Origin of the sequence: Saliniramus fredricksonii (assembly GCF_900094735.1) — a bacterium.
GTDB lineage: Bacteria > Pseudomonadota > Alphaproteobacteria > Rhizobiales > Beijerinckiaceae > Saliniramus > Saliniramus fredricksonii.
Genome location: NZ_FMBM01000002.1, coordinates 1,995,773 through 2,016,171, shown reverse-complemented (window position 1 = coordinate 2,016,171; position 20,399 = coordinate 1,995,773). Strand labels below are relative to the sequence as shown.

Sequence of the window (20,399 nt, the reverse complement as noted above, 5' to 3'; positions counted from 1 at the left end):
CAGTTAGGCATCATAGGAATATTTTCAAGTCTGTGATTCAGTATCCCGGCCAGGGCGCCCCCCGGACGCCCGCGCTTCTGCGGATCCGGGTGACGGCTTCGCTGATCGCCGCGTTTTCGCGCACGGCCCGGCGCCCGGCTTCGACGACGAGATCGACCTGCCTTGCATCGAGGGTCAGGCGCGTCGGCACGCGGTTGAGCTCCTGCTGATATTCCGGTTCGAAATCGCGGAAGGAGAGCAGTTCGACGGTGATGCTCACGTCACGGCAATCCCACCCCGCCGCGCTGCCGCGCAGACGCGCGACCTCGCGTGCGGACAGGCTGCATCGGAAGTGGATGATCTCCTCCTGCCACGCGCGCACGGCCATGGCCAGCGCATCGAAACCCTTGCGCACGGATGAGCTGATCGCGGTATGCGACAGGGCTGGGACGAGCTCGGCGAGGCCGGGCCCGCGCTCGCGCATGCCCCATTCCGGCGCCGGTGCCTTGCCGGCATCCGTGACGATGAAGAGCAGCTTTTGCAGCTTCACCGCCTGCTCCGCCGTCAGCGGCCCGAAGGGCGTATCGGCGCTCGCGCGTTCCAGCGCGAACCCGGTCACGCCGATATTGTCGGTCAGCCCGCCATCGAGAAGGCGCACCGTCGCAAGCCGGTCATCCTCGCGGTATGTGCCCAGCGCCTCGGCATGCGCCCGCAGCCGCAGCGAGGCGTGGGGATCGTCGATGGCGCGGGTGAGCCAGGACGGCCTGGCATAACCGCAATCCGGACCGTTCGCCGCGACGTCGATCGGCGCGAAGGCGACGGGGAAGGCGGCGGAGGCGGCGACCGCATCAGCGATGCGCACCTGGTCGAGGTCGCTGCACAGGGCGGCGAAGGTGTCATGGGTGAAGATGAAAGGCACGCCGTTATAGATATCCGAGGCTGTCAGCCAGATTTCCGGCGCGCGATCATGGTTGAAATGCGCATAGGTCGTGCCGTCGAACAGGTTGCCGTCGAGCCAGTCGGCGAAGCCGCTGCGGTCGTTCACGCCGCCTTGCCAGGCGCGGATCAGGTTGCCCGGCGCGGCCATGCTGGTGCGCAGAGTGGCCTCGACGTCCTGTGCGAGAAACCGCTCACGGAAATCGTGGAATTCGCCCGGTCCGCGATAGCCGAAATAGGCTGCCGTTACGGCTCCGCCGGAGGTGCCCGAGACCATGCGGATACTGTCGGTCACCTTGCGCCGGCGCGGCTCCTCGTCGATCACCGTCTCGTCGAGGGCGCTCAACACGCCATGCGCGAAAGCCGCCGCGCGCATCCCGCCCCCGGAGAAGGAGACGCCGACGACAAGCGCGCCGTCATCGCCGAAATCATTGATGAAATGCGACGAGACCTGCGTCACCTGCGGGGTGAAGACGTTGATCGGCCCGGTATCGCGGGTCGCGCAGCCGCTGATCGCGAGCATCAGGGCGAGGCAGCCGATGAGGCGCGACAGGGGCTTCGCCATGCGGCCTGATCGCGCAACCGCGCCGGATGCAGAGGGTCTCAGCCCGTATCCATGCAAGGAATGACCCGGCAAATCCGCCCCCGATACCCACCGGCACGCCGCATCCCGGGAATCGGAGCGACTATCCGGCGCAATTCTTACGCAGGATGGTGATGGCGGTAAAGCGCCGCCGGGACGCCCGGCGACATCCGGCGGTCGCGCGTTGCCAGCGTGCCGCACCGGGGCGATGGTGACCCCGGCAACCTGCCTTTGCGCACCCTCACGCGACGACCAGCCAGGCCAGCAGCAGCGGCAGGCTGATCAGAGTGACGAGCAGCGAGGCGATGATCGCGATGGTCGTCTCGTCTTCGAAATAATCGTATTTCGCCGCGAAGACAAAGACACCCGCGCCGATCGGCTGGGCGGCCATGACCACCGCGCAGACAAACCAGAGATCGCGCAGCTCCATCCCGAACAGATAGAGCCCCGCGAGCAGGGTCACGAGCGGCTGCATCAGGACCTTGATGGCGATCAGGGGCAGAATCGCGAAGACGCGCCCGAGATCGCGCAATTTCGCCGCATCAAGCTGGGCGAGGCCGAGCCCGAGGGCGAAAAGGGCCGAGGCGCCCCGCCGCCGCGCCGAGGAAATCGGCAAAACGTGCAACGCCTTCCGGCAGGGGCATGCCCGTGATCGAGACGATGGCGCCCGCGACGACGGCGACGGTCAACGGATTGGTCAGTGTCGTCTTCAAGGCGCCCCCGATCGCTGCGAGGCCCCCTCCGCCGCCGTTGCGCTGCGCGAACAGGTCATGTGCGAGAATTACGGCGATGATGACGGGAATGTTGTGCAGGATCGTCGCGATCGCAGCCGGCACCGCAGCTGGCGCACCCAGAACGGCGATGACCAGTGGGACGCCCATATATCCGGTCGTGCCATAGGAAGCCGCCATGGCGGGAATTGTCGCCGCCGGCCAGCGCACACCGGTCGCGCGGATGGCGGCGAGACCGGCGATGAAGGCAACCGCGATCCCGATCAGGGTCGCGCCCATGAAATCCCACTGGCGCAATTCCGCCGGGTCGGCGCGCGCAACCGCGATGAAGAGCAGGGCGGGCAGGGCGACGAAAAGCACGTAATCGTTGAGGAGCCGCGTCCCCGCCTTGTCGATGACGCGGGTGCGGGCGAAAAGGTATCCCGTCAGAATGACGGCGAAGATCGGGAGAACGAAATCAAGCACGTGGTATCCGAAAATGTGGGCAGCGAATCGCGCAAACAAGCAGAATAATAACTATAAATAGCTTGATTATAAAAATGCTATTTAAAATATATATTATTCCGAAATTCGGATTGAATTCAATCTTGAATGGCGCATTTATCTCCTTGAAGTACGATCGTCTCATCTCACAATTGCATTCGCGAAGCCCCATAGGCCCCTCTTGCCGCCCATCCACCCGCGACCGGCGCGGCATCGCACCCGCTTGCAATTATCCGCCTGATCCGCCACTTCATCCCCCGAAGCGGGCGCATGTGATGGCGCGGCGGGATGTGAGGGTGGCCGGATGAGCGGAGATGCGGGGCTCGGCATGCAGGGTGAGGCGGCTGCGCCGATCGAGACGGATGTGGTGATCATCGGGGCGGGGCCTGTCGGCCTCTTCGCCGTGTTCGAGCTCGGTCTGCTCGATATCGAGGCGCATGTGATCGACATCCTGCCCAAGATCGGCGGGCAATGCGCGGAACTCTATCCCGAGAAGCCGATCTATGACATTCCCGCCTTCCCGGTGGTCACGGGGCAGGGGCTGATCGACAATCTGATGCAGCAGATCGCGCCCTTCGAGCCCGGCTTCCATCTCGGCGAGATGGTCTGCGCTGTCGAAGCGCTCGGCAGCGCCGAGGCGCCGCGTTTTCGCGTCGAGACCGATGCGGGGAAGGTGTTTCACTGCAAGGCCGTGGTGATCGCCGCTGGCGGCGGTTCCTTCGTGCCGCGCAAGCCGCCGGTTCCGAAGATCGCGGAATTCGAGGATGTCAGCGTGTTCTATGCCGTGCGCGAGATCGAGCGCTTTCGTGGGCGCAACGTGCTGATCGTCGGTGGTGGCGATTCGGCGCTGGACTGGGCGGTCAACCTCCAGCCCGTCGTCTCGCGGCTTGCCCTGATGCATCGCCGCGACGCCTTCCGCGCCGCCCCCGACAGCGTCAACAAGATGCGCGCGCTGGTCGAGACCGGGGCGATGGATTTCCATCTTGGCCAGATCACCGGGTTGAAGGGGGATGCGCCGAATCTCGAGGCGGTCGTGGCGCGCCGCGATGACGGCGCCAGCTTCGAGATCCCCTGCGACACGCTGCTGCCGTTCTTCGGCCTGTCGATGAAGCTCGGCCCCATCGCCGATTGGGGGCTCGATCTCGATCAGCAACTGATCCCGGTCGATACCGAGCAATTCGAGACCTCGTCGCCGGGCATCTTCGCCATCGGCGACATCAACACCTATCCGGGCAAGCTGAAGCTGATCCTCTCGGGCTTCCACGAGGGTGCGCTCGCGGCGCAGAAGGTGCACCGCTACGTGCATCCCGACAAGCGGCTCACCTTCGAGCATTCCACCTCGTCACCGAGCCTGCATAAAAAACTCGGCGTGGCCTGAAGGGTCAGGCCGCCTCGTCTTCGAGCCCGTATTCCTTGAGCTTGCGGTAGAGCGTCGAGCGCCCGATGCCGAGGCGGCGCGAGACTTCCGACATGTGGCCGCGGTAATGGCGCAGGGCGAAGCGGATGATCTCGGCTTCGAGGTTGTCGAGCGTCTTGATGTCGCCCTCGTCGTCGATGAGCGGGAGCGCGTTGGGATCGCGCATCTCGACGCGCACGATCTCCCGCGCCGGCGCCTCCGCCGTGCCGGTTTCGGAAAAGACCGGGGCCGGGGGGATCTCGACGCCGTAGCCGTCCATCTGGGCCGCGATCTGGGGAAATTCCGAGACGGTGAGCTCGTCGCCATCACAGAGGACCACGGCGCGGAACATGGCGTTTTCGAGCTGGCGCACGTTGCCGGGCCAGGAATAACTCTGCAACAGTTCCATCGCCTGCGGCGCCACCCGACGGATGCGTTTGCCCTCCTCGGCCGCGAAGCGCACGACGAATCCTGCGGCGAGTTCGGGGATGTCTTCGCGGCGCTGGCGCAGGGGCGGCAGCGTCATCGGGAAGACGTTGAGGCGGTAATACAGATCCTCGCGGAAGCGCCCCTGCTTGACCTGGTCGAGCAGGCTCTTGTTGGTGGCGGAGATCAGGCGGATATCGACGCGCACGCTCTTCTTGCCGCCGACGGGATCGACCTCGCCCTCCTGGATCGCGCGCAGGAGCTTGACCTGCGCATCGAGCGGCAATTCGCCGATCTCGTCGAGGAACAGCGTGCCGCCGCTGGCCTCGACGAATTTGCCGACATGTTTCTCCGTGGCGCCGGTAAAGGCGCCCTTCTCGTGGCCGAACAGGGTCGATTCCACCAGATTCTCGGGGATCGCACCGCAATTCACCGTGACGAAGGGCTTGCCCTTGCGGTCGCTCGAGCCCTGGATGGCGCGGGCCAGCACCTCCTTGCCGACGCCGGATTCGCCCTCGATCAGGATCGGGATGTTGGATTTCGCCGCGCGCTCGGCCAGACGAATGACACGGCCCATCTCGGTGCTGCGCGAGGCCAGATCCTTGAAGGTGAGCGTGCCGGAAGCGCGCCGGCGCATGCGCCGGATCTCGTCCTCGAGGACATCCACACGCAACGCGTTCTGCAGCGAGACTTCGAGCCGCTCTGCGCCGACGGGCTTGACCACGAAATCGATGGCGCCCGCGCGCATGGCCGAGACGACGGTGTCGATCGAGCCATGCGCGGTCTGCACGATGACGGGCACCTCACTGCCATTCGCGCGCATGCGCTCCAGCATGCCGATACCGTCGAGATCGGGCATGACGAGATCGAGCACCACCACCTTGATGCGCCCGCCATCCTCTGCCGCGAGCAGGTTCAGCCCCTCATCGGCGCTCGACGCGACCAGCGGATCGTAGCCGAACCGGCGGATCATCGCCTCCAGCAGGCGGCGCTGGACGGGATCGTCATCGACGATCAGAACGGTGGTGGGCATGGGGGCTCCCGGTTGCTGCGGTTGTGCGATTGTCTCGTTTCGATGCAATTTGCGACAGGAAGGTAAAGCGGGTGTTAAGAACAAAGCCGATGCGGCATTCTCGTCGGCGTATTTGTACCGAATCGGCATGCTGCGTTAAGAACGGCTTAAGCCGAATTCCGACAATCGGCGCCACCGGAGCAATGCATGCGCAACCTGATCCGTGATCTCATGCCCCGCTCCGCCGCTCCGGTCGATCCCGAGCGCGTCGAGATCGCGCATCGCGACAGCGTTTATCCCGTGCGTCTGCGGCGCAATGCGCGGGCGCGCCGGATCAGCCTGCGTGTCAGCCAGGCCAGCGGTGAGATCATCCTGACCATGCCCGAAAACGCGGCGCTGGAACAGGCGCTCGCCTTCGCACGGGCCCATGGCGGCTGGATCGCGAGCCGGGTGGACAGGCTGCCCGATCGCGTGGCGCTGGAGCACGGGGCACAGGTGCCGCTTCGGGACGTTGCCCATCGTATCGTGCACTGGTCGCGGGTGCGCGGTCCGACGCGCGCCACCAGCGATGCGCAGGGCGCGCCGATCATCGCGGTGGCGGGAGAGGCCGAGTTCGTGGGCAAGCGCGTGCGCGAATTTCTGCAGCGGGAGGCGCGCAGCGATCTCACCGGGGCAGTCTCCCGGTACACCGCTGCGCTCGGTCGCCCGGCCCGGCGGATCAGCCTGCGCGATACGCGCTCGCGCTGGGGATCGTGTACCGCGCGGGGGGATCTGTCATTCTCGTGGCGGCTGGTTCTGGCGCCGCCGATGGTGCTGGATTATCTCGCCGCGCATGAAGTGGCGCATCTGGCGGAAATGAACCATTCGCCGCGGTATTGGACGGTTCTGCGCGGGCTGTGTCCGCACACGGATGCTGCGGAAGCATGGCTCAAACGCCATGGCAGCGCGCTGCACCGTTACGGTTGAACATCATCGCCGATCCTGCGGCGCAGGCGGGCCGCCGCGTGATGGGCCGCGAGGCGTCGGCGCGCGAGCGTGGTCGGCATCCGCTCGCGCTCGTCAATGCAGGCGCGGATCTCATTGATGGCGGCATCGACGCTGCGCACCAGGCCGCCATTCGGAGGCCCGGAACCCTCCGGGGCGGCGGAGGCGGTCCGTTCGTAAGCAGGGCTGTTCGTGTGCGTGGTCATACGCGTCACCGATCATTGATTCCGCGTCGCCCGGTGCGAAACGCATCATCGCGCCGGATAAGCGGTGAATCAGGCTGAATCGTGATGCTGATCATGCGAAAACAAGATGAATATTGATTTAAGATTGTATTTTACCGCCAGGATTGGTTCTTGATTCCAACGAATGCGCGTCTGCATTTTCGGCAAGGGGCTCAAAAAACGGGCAGCGATGCTGACCTTTTGACCTTGGATAACAGGCGGGCAGGGACTACATTATTGCAGTGCGGTAACGCGACGGCGTCGCGGTACTCATCGCCCTCCTTGGGCGTTTCCTCCCTAGACTTGGGTCGCTCTCCGGAGCGGCCCTTTTTTTGCGCCCGCCATGGCTGCGACTGTGCAAGGGGGCCGACCGCAGATGGGTGGTGGATTTCCACAGCCGGACTGATGCAGCGCATGCCCGATCTCCCCCCTCAGGGGAGGGTGTCCGGGACGCGCCAAGTTGTGCGCCAATACAACCAAAACCCCTCTTTCCAATGCCTGATACGTGTTTTACTGTCGCCACAGGGTCGGCGAAATTCGGCTCCGGGGCGTAGAAACCCCTTCCTCTAGCGGTCGGTGCGACCGAAAAGGCACCTCCTCGACCTTCATGGCCGGGGAGGCGCTGGCGTATGTCCAAGGCTCCGGTCTAAAGGCCAGTGCGGTCGTCTAGAGGCGGCTTTCTAACTCCCCGGTCACCAGAGCGATCCTCTGGTGACCACGCGAACCTGATTTCAGGACCGGTCTTCGGGGAGTTCGAGCATGGAAGAGACGACATTCTGGCAGGCATTCTTCATCACCTATCAATCGCTGACGGACTGGATCAAGGCGCTGTGGCTGATCATCCCGCCGGTGTTCATCTTCGCCATGACGGCACTCATCCTGCGCGGGCGACGCGCCCCGCCGCAGGCTGATGGCGAACTCGTCTACACCGTCCACCGCGACGCCACCGGCCAGTACCGCATCCTGCGCCACACATCCCCCGCCACCACCGACGACGCCCCGACCTACCTGCCCCTCGACGACGACCAGCCAATGCTGATCCCGCCAACATGGCGAGGGCGAAGCGGCTGATGCAGCGCGATCTTCCCTCTCCCGCCGTGGGGGCCAGGGGTGAGGAGCGTTGATGATTATGCTCTGCCGTGGATGACGGTCGCGCTTCATCACGCCCGCGCATTATTCTGATACGCCCCTCACCCCCAACCCCTCTCCACCAGGGAGAGGGGAGTTCGGGCGCGCGCTTCATGGCGGGCGGGCCTCGCCTGCCACGAGGGGCATCCGCTCATGCGAGCGGTCGATGCAGCGCGATCTCCCCTCTCCCTCCGCGGAGAGGGGCCGGGGGTGAGGGGCGTTGATGATTATGCTCTGCCGTGGATGACGGTCGCGCTTCATCACGCGCCGCGCTTTATTCTGATACGCCCCTCACCCCCAACCCCTCTCCACGAGGGAGAGGGGAGTTCGGGCGTGGCCTTCATGGCGGGTGTGGGCGCGGGGGTGGCGTGGATGGGGGATTGCGGTATTCTTGATCCGATGATGACCCGCACCGATTCGCCCTCGCCGGAACCCGGCGTCGCGCAAGACGCGTTTGGACACGGTGTTTATGACGCCGGCAAGGCTGTGCGGGTGGTGGATTTTCCGCGCGACGTTACGCCCGTGAGGCAAGTGCAGGAATTTCATTAGCCAGTTTCAGGGAAGGCTGTAGAAGGTGTCGCGTCGGTTCAGAATTGAAAAAGATCGATTGCCTGATCTTCCAGCAATGATGCTCGCTATTGTCGAGGCTTTACGATCTATTGGTGGATCAGCATCGATACAAGAGCTGGATGAAAAGGTAATAGAACAGGAGGGCGTTACGGAGGCTGAGCAGTCTTATGTAATGCAGCGAGATGAAAACAGATCGCGCGTAAACTACTATCTTGCTTGGGCCAGAACTTATCTGAAAAGAGGAGGTGCAATAATAAATTCATCACGCGGAATTTGGTCTCTTACGGAACATGGCTCCAAAATCGCATCCTACAATGACGTTCAAGCGATCTTTCAGCAGGTGCAATTGGAAGAGCGTGAACGTGCCCGAGAAAAGCGTATTGAACAAAAGCTCAGTGCGAAGGAAGTTGACACCACGGATATTGTGGAGCCGCGCACTGATACAGAAATACCTCAAAACGAACCCGAGGGAGAAGAAAACTGGAAGTCTGTGCTTCTGGAGCGGCTCGGAGCCATCGCCCCTGATGCTTTTGAAAGATTGGCTCAACGTCTCCTTCGTGAAGCCGGCTTCACGAAAGTAGAGGTGCGTGGGAAATCTGGCGATGGGGGAATCGATGGAGTTGGCGTTTTGCGCGTAAACCTTGTCTCTTTCCAAGTGTATTTTCAGTGCAAGAAATGGAAAGGCAGTGTCGGCGCAAAGGAGATCCGTGATTTTCGGGGGGCGATGCAGGGAAGAGCTGATAAAGGAATTCTGATAACAACGGGACATTTCACCTCTCAAGCCTCTGAAGAAGCAACAAGAGACGGGGCGACAGCTATCGATCTGATCGATGGGGATCGCTTGTGTGATCTCCTGAAGGAAAATCGACTCGGCATTTCTACGGAAATGATCGAGCGCGTGAATATCGATCATGAGTGGTTTGGCAAGATCTGAGACGGTTTAACGTCCCCCCACATCACCGCCCCCGCCGCCCCTTAAACTTCGGCGCCTTCCCCGGCTGCCCCTCGCTGCTCCGTCCCGCTGGCCGCACATAACCCTCCGCGCCGAGCGGCCTTTCGCGATCCGTGCCCGGGCCCATATCGTCGAGGCCGGGCTTGGCCGCCCGGCTCGCGCCGCCGCCGCGCCCTTTCCCGCGTCCCTTGCCTGATCCGCCGCCGCCACCATAGCGTCCCGCGCCGTCCTCGATGGCGCTCTGGCGGGACATGGGGTCGTCGCCGATCATGAGTTCGGTTTCCTGGAGGCGCTTGAGTTCGTCGCGCAGGCGGGCGGCTTCCTCGAATTCGAGGTTGGCGGCGGCCTCGCGCATGCGCTTTTCGAGATCCTCGGTGACGGCCTTGAGATTGTGGCCGACGGTCTCGGCATCCCTGGCGAGGCCGGTATCGACGCGGACATGGTCGCGCTCGTAGACGCTCTGGAGGATGTCGCCGATATTGCGCTTGACGCTCTCGGGCGTGATCCCGTGCTCGGCATTCCAGGCGAGCTGCTTCTCGCGGCGGCGGCTGGTCTCGGCCATGGCGCGTTCCATGGAGCCGGTGATCTTGTCGGCATAGAGGATGCAGCGCCCGTCGACATTGCGCGCGGCGCGGCCGATGGTCTGGATCAGCGAGGTTTCCGAACGCAGGAAACCCTCCTTGTCCGCATCGAGAATGGCGACGAGGGCGCATTCGGGAATGTCGAGCCCCTCGCGCAGCAGGTTGATGCCCACCAGCACGTCGAACGCGCCGAGCCGCAGGTCGCGCAGGATCTCGATGCGCTCCAGCGTGTCGATGTCGGAATGCATGTAGCGCACACGCACGTTGTTCTCGTGCAGATATTCGGTGAGATCCTCCGCCATGCGCTTGGTCAGCACCGTCACGAGCGTGCGGTAGCCCGCCTGCGCCGTCTCGCGCACCTCGCCCAGCAGATCGTCCACCTGCGAGCGCGCGGGACGGATATCGACGGGGGGATCGACGAGCCCGGTGGGGCGGATGACCTGCTCGGCAAAGACGCCGCCGGTCTGCTCCATCTCCCATTTGCCGGGCGTGGCCGAGACATGCACCGATTGCGGGCGCATGGCGTCCCATTCCTCGAAGCGCAGGGGGCGGTTGTCGAGGCACGACGGCAGGCGAAAGCCGAATTCGGCGAGCGTCGCCTTGCGGCGGAAGTCGCCGCGATACATCCCGCCGATCTGCGGCACGGTGACGTGGCTCTCATCGGTGAAGACGAGGGCATTGTCGGGCAGGTATTCGAACAGGGTCGGCGGCGGCTCGCCGGGGCGGCGGCCGGTGAGATAGCGCGAATAGTTCTCGATGCCGTTGCAGGCGCCCGTTGCCTCGATCATCTCCAGATCGAAGGTGGTGCGCTGCTCCAGCCTTTGCGCCTCCAGCAGCCGGCCCATCCGGGTGAGCTCCTGCACCCGCCATTTCAGCTCCTGCTTGATTCCCTTCACGGCCTGCTGCAGCGTCGGGCGCGGGGTGACATAGTGGCTGTTGGCATAGACCTTGACGAATTCCAGCTCCGCCGTCTTCTGCCCGGTGAGCGGGTCGAACTCGACGATCTGCTCGATCTCGTCGCCGAACAGGCCGATGCGCCAGGCGCGATCCTCCAGGTGGGCCGGGTAGAGTTCGATCACGTCGCCGCGCACCCGGAAGGAGCCGCGCTGGAAATCCGACTGGATGCGCTTGTATTGCAAAGCCACCAGATCGGCGATGATCTGGCGCTGGTCGATGCGCTCGCCGACCTTGAGCGAGAAGGACATGGCGGTGTAGGTCTCGACTGAGCCGATACCGTAGATGCACGAGACCGAGGCGACGATGATGACGTCGTCGCGCTCCAGTAGTGCCCGGGTGGCCGAATGGCGCATCCGGTCGATCTCCTCGTTGATGGAGCTCTCCTTCTCGATGAAGGTATCGGAGCGCGGCACATACGCCTCGGGCTGGTAGTAATCGTAATAGGAGACGAAATACTCCACCGCATTGTCGGGGAAGAAGCTCTTGAATTCGCCGTAGAGCTGCGCGGCCAGGGTCTTGTTGGGCGCGAGGATCAGCGCCGGACGCTGGGTTTCCTCGATCACCTTGGCCATGGTGAAGGTCTTGCCGGATCCGGTGACGCCGAGCAGCACCTGGTCGCGCTCGTTCTCGCCCACGCCCTTGACCAGTTCCTTGATCGCCTGCGGCTGGTCGCCGGCGGGCTCGTATTCACTCTTCATGGTGAAGCGGTAGCCGCCCTCGGATTTCTCCGGACGCTCGGGCCGGTGGGGCACCCAGGTCTTGCCGTCCCGGAAGAGCGGATTGCCCTCCATCAGCAGCTTTTCGAGGGATTGCATCGTGGCGGAGACGGCGTCGCTGGCGAGGACGGGGGTGGAATCGCCCGCCGCGAACCCGGCCTGCGGCGCTTCCTCCATCGCGCCGGGGGCCTTGCCGCCGGGCAAGTCATAGGCGCTGACATGGGGCTTGTTGAGCGCCGGATTGAGCAGCTCCGCCAGATGCGCGTCAAGCGGCTTCAGCTCGGGTTTGGAAGCCTTGCTCGCGGGAGCCTTGCCGGATTTCGCGGGGGATTTGGCCGGAGCTTTCGGCGCCTTGCGCGCGGGCTTGCTCGCGGCGGAATCGTCGCTCGAAACGTTGCGGGGGGAGGGGGATGTCTTCTGTCTCGCCATCCGCGCAATATGGGATAGCCCGCCCGGAACGAAAAGAGCTAATCCGGCGCTATCCGATCCAGTCGCCGCGCACCGCCTGAACCAGGGTCAGTGCCGCGACGGCGGCGGTATCGGCGCGCAGGATACGCGGGCCGAGCGCGAGGCGCACGGTGTTCGCGCGCTCCAGAAGCAGCGCGCGCTCCTGCGGGTCGAAACCACCCTCCGGCCCGATCAGCACCGCGAGCGATCCGGCGGGCGCAGCCTGCAATGCGGCGACGGGATCGGCGATCGGCGCATCCTCGTCGCAGAAGACGAGCACCGTCTCGTCCGGCAAAGCCGCGATTGCGTCGCCGAGGCGCGTTTCGGGCAGAACGTCCGGCAGGGCGAGGATGCCGCATTGCTCCGCCGCCTCGATCGCGTTGGCGCGCATGCGATCGAGATTGACCCGGTTGGCCTGGGTGCGCCGGGTCAGGACCGGCTGCAGCCGGCCCGCGCCCATCTCCACCGCCTTCTGGGCCATGTAATCGAGCCGGGCATGCTTGAGCGGCGCGAAGAGATAGACGAGCTCGGGGGCAGGGCTCTGCGGGCGGGTCTGCTGCAGGGTGAGCAGCGAGCCGCTCTTGCGCCCCTCGACGCTGATCCGCGCCCTCCATTCGCCGTCGCGCCCGTTGAAGACGAGGATTTCCGCCCCCTCGCCGAGGCGCAGCACGTTGAGCAGATAATTTGCCTGGGCGCGCTCCAGCGCAATCCGCGTGCCGATGGCGAGCGGGGTATCGAGGAACAGGCGCTGGGTGCGGAAATCGTAACTGGCCAAATCTCTCTCCTGCCGTCTGCGCCGGTCTCCGTCGCATATCTGCGACAATGCCGCCATAATTTCATGCTGCAAGACCTGACCGGCATGGCGGCAATCCGCAGGGTCGGCACAAGGATGCGTGCGTGCGCGATTGGCACCGTCGCGTCACATCTGATATGAGATGCGGGCCGGTGTGAGACAGGGCCGGCGATTACGGGATCCGATCGATCATGAAGCGTATCACTTTCTCCATCATCGCGGCGGGGCTCGTGGCGGGTTTTGCCACGATCGGCCCGCAATCCGCCTCGCCCGTGCAGGCGCAGGGCATGTCGTGTGACGATATCAATCCGATGCTCGAAGCGCGCTCGGGGCTTGTCGAGCGCATCAATGCGCTGGGCACCGAGGATGTCGACCCGCGTCAGGCCTGCCCGATCTTCCGCGAGCTCGTCGCGAACGGCGAAGAGGTCATGGGATTCGTCGAGGAGAATCAGGCCTGGTGCCAGATTCCGCAGAGCTTCGTCGATGGTTTCACGCAGGACCACGAACAGGTAACCGGGGTGCGCGATCAGGCCTGTCAGGCGGCGGCCGAAATCAATCGCCTGGAAAACCAGGCTCGGCAAGAGCAGGAAGAGGGGCAACTCGGCGGGCCGGGCCTGACCGGGCGCTTCCCGATGCCGCAGGGTGCGCTCTGATCGTTCCCCTTCGTCATCCGCGCGTCCCGCGCCGGCCCGACGCCGCTCCGGAGTAGATCGTGTTTCGTTCACCATTTGCCGACAAGGGGGTGCCCGATGCCGTGAAGGGGCATTGGGTCGATCGCAATGCGCCAATGTTCCTGCGGCCCTATCTGCGGCTCGCGCGGATCGAGCGCCCGATCGGCTGGTGGCTGCTGCTGCTCCCGTGCTGGTGGTCCGCCGCGCTCGCCGCGGCTGCGGCGGGGGCCTCCTATCCCGATCCCTGGCATCTCGTGCTTTTCCTGATCGGCGCCGTCGCCATGCGTGGGGCGGGTTCGACCTATAACGACATCGTCGATCGCGAGCTCGATGCGCGGGTCGCGCGCACCCGCGACCGGCCGCTGCCCTCGGGGCGGGTGAGCCTGCGCGGCGCCGTGATCTTCGTGGGCCTGCAATGCCTCGTGGGATTGCTGGTGCTGCTCCAGTTCAACGCTTTCACCATCGCCCTCGGCTTTGCTTCGATCGGGATCGTTCTGTTCTACCCCTTCATGAAGCGCTTCATCTGGATGCCGCAATTCGTGCTCGGCCTGTGCTTCGCCTGGGGTGCGCTGATGGGCTGGGCGGCGGAATTCGGTGCGCTGGCCCTGGCGCCGCTGCTGCTCTACGCCGCCGCGATCACATGGACGATCGGTTTCGATACGATCTACGCGATCCAGGATATCGAGGATGACGAGATCGTCGGCATCAAATCCGCTGCGCGCTATTTCGGCGAGAACGTGAAGCCGGCGGTTGCCGGCTTCTATGCGCTGAGCGCGGCCCTGGTGGCGGGTGCCGTCGCGGCGAGCGGAGTTGGCCTGATCGGCTATCTCGCCGCCGCCGCCTTCGCCGCGCATCTCGCCTGGCAGGTCGTCACCATGGATCGCGCGGACGGCCCGCGCGCGCTGAAGCTGTTTCGCTCCAACCGCGATGCGGGCCTGATCCTGTTTGCCGGTTTCTCGCTGGCGGCATTGCTCGGCTGAGCCGTCAGGCGGCATCCTCGTTGCGCAGGACGTCGAAGAACTGACGCACTTCCCGCGAGAGCAGAGAGGATTGTGCGGAGAGTTCCGTGGCCGCCTGTGTCACCGAAGAGGCCGAGCGGTTGGTCTCGCTGATCGCTTCATTCACCCCGGCGACATTCTCCGAGAGCGTATGCGTGCCGCTCGCGGCGCGCTGGATATTGGTGGAGATCTCGCCGGTGGCCGCGCTCTGCTGCTCGATCGCGGCAGCGACGCTGCCGGTGACGTTTTCGATCCGGGTCATGATGCTGGCGATCTTTCGGATCGATTCGACCGATGTCGTCGTCGAGCCCTGAATGCCGTGGACATGGCGGGCGATTTCCTCCGTCGCCTTCGAGGTCTGGCTGGCCAGCGCCTTCACCTCCTGGGCGACGACGGCGAAGCCGCGTCCCGCCTCGCCGGCGCGCGCCGCCTCGATCGTGGCGTTGAGGGCGAGCAGGTTGGTCTGTTCGGCGATCGCCTGGATCAGCGAGACGACTTCTCCGATCTGGCGTCCGGCCTCGGCGAGGCGCTCGACTTCGGCGGTCGAGGCTTCCGTCATTTCCGATGCTTCGCGCACGATACTGCTCGCGCCGTTGATCTGGTCGGCGATTTCATTGACTGACGCCGTCATCTGTTCGGTGGCGGAGGCGACACTCTGCACATTGAGCGAGGTGTCGCGCGACGCATTGGTCGCCGAATCGGCTTCGCGACCGGCCTGTTCGGCAACACTCGTCAGCGAGGTCGCGGTTTCCTGCATCCGCGCCGTATTGGTGTCGAGCGTGCCGAGGATGGAATCCACCGAACCGCGGAAATTCTCGATCGCGCCGGCAATCGCGTCATTGCGGCGCTGGCGTTCCTCGATCAAAGCGGTCTGATAGGTCGAGATGGCATAGTCGAGGTCGAGCATCACCACCTTGTTGAGCGCCGCGATATAACGCGCGAGCCGGCTCGGTGCGAAACGGTTCTTGCGCACGACGATGGCGCTGAGCTCGTTCAGGAGGAACTGATAGCCGGCAATGTACCAGCGCGGCTCGAGCCCGATGCGCACATGCGCCATGCCGATCCGGCGGATGCTCGCGACATAATCCGCGTCGAACTGCCCGCCGAACAGCCGTTCCCAGTGTTTCGCCTGCGCGGTTTCCAGCCCGGCCTGCTTGTCGCCGAGAAGCTGGCTGAGATGGGGCTCGGCATGTGCATGCGCGTAGAACCGGCTCAGCACGCCGGGCAGGTCCGGCGCGACCTGCTGCCAGATCGCGGGAAGGTCGGCGCGCGTCGTGGCATCGATGCGGGCATAGCGCAGGCGTGTCTCGTGATCGGCTTTGTCGAAGCTCTGGGCGGCGGCGCTCTTCATGGGTTTACCAGTGCGTTGGTGTTGCGTAGATCAAGGTTTCCAGCGGCTCTCTTGCGGAATTAAGCTTTATTAAAAATTCCCACATTGCGATTCTGTTTCTGGTTTCTGTCTGATTCCCAAGCGTCAGGTTGCCGTGCAAACTTTAAGGAGTTCTGAATGCTGGAGTAAGGACGATTACGAGGCGCGTCTTGCGAAATGTTATGGATTGAATACTTCAGTAAACAATCAAAAATAGCTATAATGATGGATTTTCAGTTTTCCCCGCACCGTCATCCACAGCCTGTGCAAACCGGGGAAAGCGGGTGCGGCCGGTCGAATCATCGCAATGGCCGCGCGCTTCCTCTACCCTGACGCTCGACAGCAAAACGATTCGGACGGGACCCACGATGGCGAATGCCAATGCGCTGGTGGCGCAGCTTGATCAGAACGAGGCGGAGTACCGCATTGCGCCGCATAACCTCGATGCGGAGCAGGCGTTGCTGGGTGCCATCATCGTCAACAACGAGGCCTATTACCGTGTTTCGGATTTCCTTGAGCCCGAGCATTTCTACGAGGATCTGCACCGGCGGATATTCGAGGTCACATCGAGCCTGATCAAGGCCGGCAAGGTCGCGACGCCGATCACGCTGAAGACCTTTCTGGGCGATCAGGATCTGGGCGGCATCACCGTCTCGCAATATCTGGCGCGGCTGGCCGCGGAGGCGACGACGATCATCAACGCCCTCGATTACGGGCAGACGATCTATGATCTCTCGATCCGCCGCAAGCTGATCGCCATCGGTGAGGACACGGTCAATTCCGCCTTTGACGCGCCGGTGGATTCGACGCCGCGCGCGCAGATCGAGGAGGCCGAGCGCAAGCTCTTCACCCTCGCCGAGACCGGGCGCTACGATGGCGGCTTCCAGCGTTTCGCCGATGCGCTCACCTCCGCTGTCGACATGGCGGCGAAGGCCTATCAGCGCGAGGGCAAGCTTTCGGGGATCTCGACCGGCCTCGTCGATCTCGACCGCATGCTCGGCGGCTTGCAGCCCTCGGATCTGGTGATCCTCGCCGGGCGCCCGGCCATGGGCAAGACCTCGCTCGTGACCAATATCGCCTTCAACATCGCCAAGGCCTATCGCGGCGAGAAGCGACAGGACGGTGTGATCGAGACGGTGAATGGCGGCATTGTCGGCTTCTTCTCGCTGGAAATGTCCTCCGAACAGCTCGCCACCCGCATCATCGCCGAGCAATCGGGGATACCGTCCTACAAGATCCGGCGCGGCGATATCCGCGAGGACGAGTTCTACAAGCTCACCGATGCCGCGCGCGAAATGCAGACCATGCCGTTCTACATCGACCAGACCGGCGGCATCTCCATCGCCCAGCTCACCGCCCGGGCGCGCCGGCTCAAGCGGCAGAAGGGGCTGGATCTCCTCGTGGTCGATTATCTTCAGCTGCTTTCCGGCTCCGGCAAGCGCGGCGAGAATCGCGTGCAGGAACTCACCGAGATCACCACCGGGCTGAAGGCGCTGGCCAAGGAATTGTCGGTGCCGCTGATCGCCCTGTCGCAGCTCTCGCGTCAGGTCGAGGCGCGCGAGGACAAGCGCCCGCAACTGGCGGATCTGCGTGAATCCGGCTCGATCGAGCAGGATGCCGACGTGGTGATGTTCGTCTATCGCGATGAATATTATCTGCAGAACCGCGAGCCCAAGCCGGGCACGGAAGAGCATTTCAAATGGCAGGCGGAGATGGATCAGGCGCATGGCAAGGCCGAGGTGATCATCGGCAAGCAGCGCCACGGCCCCACCGGCACCGTCCAGCTCGCCTTCCAGGCGGATATCACCCGCTTCACCGATCTCGCCGACGATGACAAGTTGCCGGAGCGGATCGGTGACTGAGGCTGCCATGATCGGCGATTTCGCCGTGATCCCCCCCGAGGAAGCCGGCGCACGCCTCAGCATTGATCTCGACGCGCTCGCCTTCAACTGGCGCCTGCTGCGCGATCGTGCGGGCGGGGCCGATTGCGCGGCGGTGGTGAAGGCCAACGCCTATGGCATCGGCATCGAAATGGCGGTGCCGAAGCTCCTTGCAGCCGGCTGCCGCACGTTCTATGTGGCGCATCTGGCTGAAGCCAGACGCGTGCGCGCGCTCACGGGCGACGCCGTCATCTATGTGCTCAACGGCTTCCTCACCGGTACAGCGCCGGTCTATGCCGCGCATGGCCTGCGCCCGGTACTGGGCTCGCGCGAGGAGATCGTGGAATGGGGCGAATACGCTGCCGCGCATCCGGATGCACCGCCGGCAGCGATCCATATCGATACCGGCATGAACCGCCTCGGCCTGTCGCCGGAGCAGGTCGCGGAGGTGGCGCGCGCCTTGCCTTTCAGGCCGGTGCTGATCCTGACCCATCTCGCCAGCGCCGAGGATCAGGCCGATCCCTCCAATGCCCGCCAGCTCGCCGATTTCACCCGGTTGCGTAAGCATTTCCCGGACATCCCCGCCTCCTTCTGCAATTCCTCTGGCGCCTTCATCGAGCCCGTGGCGGCCTTCGACCAGACCCGCGCGGGGGTTGCGCTCTATGGCGCCAATCCGGTGCCCGGCCAACCCAATCCGATGCGGGAGGTGGTGCGGCTCGAAGCGAAGATTCTGCAAATCCGCGATGTGCCGGACGGGGCCGCCGTCGGCTATAACGGCAAATGGACGGCCCGCGGCCCGCGCCGCCTCGCGACGCTGTCGATCGGCTATGCCGATGGTTATCTCCGCTCGGCCAGCGGCTGGGATTCCAAGGCCGCGCAAGGCATCAAGGCGGGTATCGCGCTGGTGGGCGGCGTGGCCTGTCCCTTCGCCGGATCCGTCTCCATGGATCTGATCGTCATCGACGTGACCGACGTGCCGCAAGACGCCGCGCGGCGCGGGGGGCTCGCCGTGATGATCGGGGACGGGCTCCCGCTCGACGAGGTCGCGGCGCGCGCAGGCACCATCCCCTACGAGATCCTCACCAGCCTCGGGCGCCGCTATGCCCGCTTCTACCGCAACGCCTGAGCGAACGGGACGGGACATTGGCCAAGCGACGCGCGACTTATCTCTGCCAGGAATGCGGCGCGGTCTATAACCGCTGGATGGGTAAATGCGAGGCCTGCGGGGCCTGGAATTCCATCGTCGAGGAGGTCGGTGGTGACGCTTCCGCCAGCCTTCCCGCCGCTTTGCGCAGCCCGCGCTCCAAGGGGCGCGTCTTCGCGCTCGAAGGGCTTGAGGGCGAGAGCAGGGAGCCGCCGCGTACGCCGTCGGGCATTGCGGAACTCGACCGCGTCACCGGCGGTGGTTTCGTGCGCGGCTCGGTGATCCTGATCGGCGGTGATCCGGGAATCGGCAAATCCACGCTCCTGATGCAGGCTTCGGCGGCGCTCGCCAATGCGGGGCGCCGCGTCGCCTATATTTCGGGCGAGGAGGCGGTCGGGCAGGTGCGCCTGCGCGCCGAGCGGATGGGGCTGGCCGGAAGCCCGGTCGAGCTCGCTGCCCAGACCAATGTCGAGGACATCATCGCAACGCTCTCGGAGGGGGCGGTGCCGGCGCTGGTGGTGATCGATTCGATCCAGACCATGTGGACCGATACGGTGGAATCGGCGCCCGGTACGGTCACGCAGGTGCGTGCAAGCGCCCAGCATCTGATCCGCTACGCCAAGACCAGCGGCGCGGCGGTGATCCTCGTGGGCCATGTTACCAAGGACGGGCAGATCGCCGGGCCGCGCGTGGTCGAGCACATGGTCGATGCCGTGGCCTCCTTCGAGGGTGACAGCGCGCATCATTTCCGCATCCTGCGTGCGGTGAAGAACCGCTTCGGCCCCACCGACGAGATCGGCGTGTTCGAGATGACGGGCAAGGGGCTCGCCGAGGTGGCCAACCCCTCGGCCCTGTTTCTGGAAGGACGCGATACGGCGGCGCCGGGGACGGCGGTCTTCGCCGGCATGGAGGGCACGCGCCCGCTGCTGGTCGAGATCCAGGCGCTGGTCGCGCCGACAGCGCTGGGCACGCCGCGTCGCGCCGTGGTCGGCTGGGATCCGGCGCGTCTGTCGATGGTGGTGGCGGTGCTGGAGGCGCATGCGGGGCTCAAGCTCGGCATGCACGACATCTATCTCAACGTCGCCGGCGGCATGCGTGTCAGCGAGCCCGCCTGCGATCTTGCGGCTGCTGCCGCGCTGGTCTCCTCGCTTTCCGGCGCGGCGCTGCCGGCGGATTCGGTCTATTTCGGCGAGCTCGGCCTCTCGGGGGCCGTGCGCCCGGTGTCCCAGGCGCCGACGCGGATGAAGGAAGCGGCGAAGCTCGGCTTTTCCACCGCCGTGATACCGGCCCTGCGCGGCGAGGCCGATGGCGGCACGCCCTTGCGCAGCAATGTCGTCGGCCATATCACCGAGCTCGTTGCGCAGATCGCGGCGCGCGGGCGTCATCGAAATGCCGCATCAGGGTGAAAGCAAGGGTGACGAACGGCGCGCGGCGGGTTA

At 64.6% G+C, this 20,399-nt stretch carries 18 protein-coding genes; 10 read left to right on the top strand and 8 right to left on the bottom strand.

What is annotated here, in order from left to right; all coding sequences use genetic code 11:
• Window positions 1-37: 37 nt before the first annotated feature.
• The 3 genes from GA0071312_RS15715 to GA0071312_RS15710 all read right to left on the bottom strand — a co-directional run bounded on the left by GA0071312_RS15715 (window position 38) and on the right by GA0071312_RS15710 (window position 2,694).
• Complete coding sequence (locus GA0071312_RS15715; protein ID WP_074445729.1) at window positions 38-1,480, bottom strand: patatin-like phospholipase family protein; 1,443 nt, start codon at window positions 1,478-1,480, stop codon at window positions 38-40.
• A gap of 259 nt (window positions 1,481-1,739) precedes the next feature.
• On the bottom strand, window positions 1,740-2,030 hold the full coding sequence (locus GA0071312_RS20385; protein WP_238947253.1) for an AEC family transporter: 291 nt from the start codon (window positions 2,028-2,030) through the stop codon (window positions 1,740-1,742).
• Between the two features lie 10 nt (window positions 2,031-2,040).
• Window positions 2,041-2,694 (bottom strand): AEC family transporter, encoded by a 654-nt coding sequence (locus GA0071312_RS15710; protein WP_238947252.1) that lies wholly within the window; start codon window positions 2,692-2,694, stop codon window positions 2,041-2,043.
• Between the two features lie 322 nt (window positions 2,695-3,016).
• Here GA0071312_RS15710 and GA0071312_RS15705 point away from each other — a divergent pair, with 322 nt between their 5' ends.
• Window positions 3,017-4,090 carry an NAD(P)/FAD-dependent oxidoreductase gene (locus tag GA0071312_RS15705; RefSeq protein WP_238947251.1) on the top strand — a complete coding sequence of 358 codons (1,074 nt, stop codon included), beginning with the start codon at window positions 3,017-3,019 and terminating at the stop codon, window positions 4,088-4,090.
• A 4-nt stretch (window positions 4,091-4,094) separates the two neighbouring features.
• On the opposite strand, the gene GA0071312_RS15700 is transcribed toward GA0071312_RS15705, so the two are convergent.
• Window positions 4,095-5,567 carry a sigma-54-dependent transcriptional regulator gene (locus tag GA0071312_RS15700; RefSeq protein WP_074445728.1) on the bottom strand — a complete coding sequence of 491 codons (1,473 nt, stop codon included), beginning with the start codon at window positions 5,565-5,567 and terminating at the stop codon, window positions 4,095-4,097.
• Window positions 5,568-5,753: 186 nt separating this feature from the next.
• Here GA0071312_RS15700 and GA0071312_RS15695 point away from each other — a divergent pair, with 186 nt between their 5' ends.
• Window positions 5,754-6,512 carry a M48 family metallopeptidase gene (locus GA0071312_RS15695; RefSeq protein WP_238947250.1) on the top strand — a complete coding sequence of 253 codons (759 nt, stop codon included), beginning with the start codon at window positions 5,754-5,756 and terminating at the stop codon, window positions 6,510-6,512.
• Here GA0071312_RS15695 and GA0071312_RS15690 read toward each other — a convergent pair.
• Window positions 6,503-6,736 (bottom strand): hypothetical protein, encoded by a 234-nt coding sequence (locus GA0071312_RS15690; protein ID WP_074445727.1) that lies wholly within the window; start codon window positions 6,734-6,736, stop codon window positions 6,503-6,505. The genes GA0071312_RS15695 and GA0071312_RS15690 overlap by 10 nt on opposite strands.
• Before the next feature lie 777 nt (window positions 6,737-7,513).
• Here GA0071312_RS15690 and GA0071312_RS15685 point away from each other — a divergent pair.
• From GA0071312_RS15685 to GA0071312_RS15675, 3 genes are all read left to right on the top strand, one after another.
• On the top strand, window positions 7,514-7,825 hold the full coding sequence (locus GA0071312_RS15685) for a hypothetical protein (protein ID WP_074445726.1): 312 nt from the start codon (window positions 7,514-7,516) through the stop codon (window positions 7,823-7,825).
• 390 nt (window positions 7,826-8,215) lie between these two features.
• Complete coding sequence (locus tag GA0071312_RS15680) at window positions 8,216-8,431, top strand: hypothetical protein (RefSeq protein WP_131817835.1); 216 nt, start codon at window positions 8,216-8,218, stop codon at window positions 8,429-8,431.
• 25 nt (window positions 8,432-8,456) lie between these two features.
• Window positions 8,457-9,386, top strand: coding sequence for a restriction endonuclease (locus tag GA0071312_RS15675; protein ID WP_074445724.1), 930 nt, complete (start codon window positions 8,457-8,459; stop codon window positions 9,384-9,386).
• A gap of 22 nt (window positions 9,387-9,408) precedes the next feature.
• On the opposite strand, the gene uvrB is transcribed toward GA0071312_RS15675, so the two are convergent.
• Both uvrB and GA0071312_RS15665 read right to left on the bottom strand, forming a co-directional pair.
• A complete protein-coding gene (gene uvrB, locus GA0071312_RS15670) occupies window positions 9,409-12,087 on the bottom strand; it encodes an excinuclease ABC subunit UvrB (RefSeq protein WP_074445723.1) in 2,679 nt (892 codons plus the stop codon).
• 49 nt (window positions 12,088-12,136) lie between these two features.
• On the bottom strand, window positions 12,137-12,880 hold the full coding sequence (locus GA0071312_RS15665; RefSeq protein ID WP_074445722.1) for a 16S rRNA (uracil(1498)-N(3))-methyltransferase: 744 nt from the start codon (window positions 12,878-12,880) through the stop codon (window positions 12,137-12,139).
• 209 nt (window positions 12,881-13,089) lie between these two features.
• Between GA0071312_RS15665 and GA0071312_RS15660 the strand changes: the two genes are divergently transcribed.
• Window positions 13,090-13,551 (top strand): hypothetical protein, encoded by a 462-nt coding sequence (locus tag GA0071312_RS15660; protein WP_074445721.1) that lies wholly within the window; start codon window positions 13,090-13,092, stop codon window positions 13,549-13,551.
• A gap of 59 nt (window positions 13,552-13,610) precedes the next feature.
• Window positions 13,611-14,549 carry a 4-hydroxybenzoate octaprenyltransferase gene (gene ubiA, locus GA0071312_RS15655; protein ID WP_074445720.1) on the top strand — a complete coding sequence of 313 codons (939 nt, stop codon included), beginning with the start codon at window positions 13,611-13,613 and terminating at the stop codon, window positions 14,547-14,549.
• A 4-nt stretch (window positions 14,550-14,553) separates the two neighbouring features.
• On the opposite strand, the gene GA0071312_RS15650 is transcribed toward ubiA, so the two are convergent.
• The gene (locus GA0071312_RS15650) at window positions 14,554-15,918 is read right to left on the bottom strand and encodes a globin-coupled sensor protein (RefSeq protein WP_074445719.1); all 1,365 of its coding nucleotides are present in this window, start codon (window positions 15,916-15,918) and stop codon (window positions 14,554-14,556) included.
• 386 nt (window positions 15,919-16,304) lie between these two features.
• Between GA0071312_RS15650 and GA0071312_RS15645 the strand changes: the two genes are divergently transcribed.
• From GA0071312_RS15645 to radA, 3 genes are read left to right on the top strand one after another with little or no spacing between them, the layout of a single operon-like run.
• Window positions 16,305-17,798 (top strand): replicative DNA helicase, encoded by a 1,494-nt coding sequence (locus GA0071312_RS15645; RefSeq protein ID WP_074445718.1) that lies wholly within the window; start codon window positions 16,305-16,307, stop codon window positions 17,796-17,798.
• Between the two features lie 7 nt (window positions 17,799-17,805).
• Window positions 17,806-18,942: an alanine racemase gene (alr, locus tag GA0071312_RS15640; protein WP_074445717.1), complete on the top strand. Its 1,137-nt coding sequence runs from the start codon at window positions 17,806-17,808 to the stop codon at window positions 18,940-18,942.
• Between the two features lie 17 nt (window positions 18,943-18,959).
• Window positions 18,960-20,366: a DNA repair protein RadA gene (radA, locus tag GA0071312_RS15635; protein WP_074445716.1), complete on the top strand. Its 1,407-nt coding sequence runs from the start codon at window positions 18,960-18,962 to the stop codon at window positions 20,364-20,366.
• The last annotated feature ends 33 nt before the right edge of the window (window positions 20,367-20,399 follow it).

What these genes read in the sequence shown, in the direction of transcription:
- uvrB (WP_074445723.1), bottom strand. Translation starts at nt 12,087, where the DNA reads ATGGCGAGACAGAAGACATCCCCCTCCCCCCGCAACGTTTCGAGCGAC.
- alr (WP_074445717.1), top strand. Translation starts at nt 17,806, where the DNA reads ATGATCGGCGATTTCGCCGTGATCCCCCCCGAGGAAGCCGGCGCACGC.
- GA0071312_RS15650 (WP_074445719.1), bottom strand. Translation starts at nt 15,918, where the DNA reads ATGAAGAGCGCCGCCGCCCAGAGCTTCGACAAAGCCGATCACGAGACA.
- GA0071312_RS15705 (WP_238947251.1), top strand. Translation starts at nt 3,017, where the DNA reads ATGAGCGGAGATGCGGGGCTCGGCATGCAGGGTGAGGCGGCTGCGCCG.
- GA0071312_RS15645 (WP_074445718.1), top strand. Translation starts at nt 16,305, where the DNA reads ATGGCGAATGCCAATGCGCTGGTGGCGCAGCTTGATCAGAACGAGGCG.
- GA0071312_RS15695 (WP_238947250.1), top strand. Translation starts at nt 5,754, where the DNA reads ATGCGCAACCTGATCCGTGATCTCATGCCCCGCTCCGCCGCTCCGGTC.
- GA0071312_RS15660 (WP_074445721.1), top strand. Translation starts at nt 13,090, where the DNA reads ATGAAGCGTATCACTTTCTCCATCATCGCGGCGGGGCTCGTGGCGGGT.
- GA0071312_RS15715 (WP_074445729.1), bottom strand. Translation starts at nt 1,480, where the DNA reads ATGGCGAAGCCCCTGTCGCGCCTCATCGGCTGCCTCGCCCTGATGCTC.
- GA0071312_RS15690 (WP_074445727.1), bottom strand. Translation starts at nt 6,736, where the DNA reads ATGACCACGCACACGAACAGCCCTGCTTACGAACGGACCGCCTCCGCC.
- GA0071312_RS15700 (WP_074445728.1), bottom strand. Translation starts at nt 5,567, where the DNA reads ATGCCCACCACCGTTCTGATCGTCGATGACGATCCCGTCCAGCGCCGC.
- GA0071312_RS15685 (WP_074445726.1), top strand. Translation starts at nt 7,514, where the DNA reads ATGGAAGAGACGACATTCTGGCAGGCATTCTTCATCACCTATCAATCG.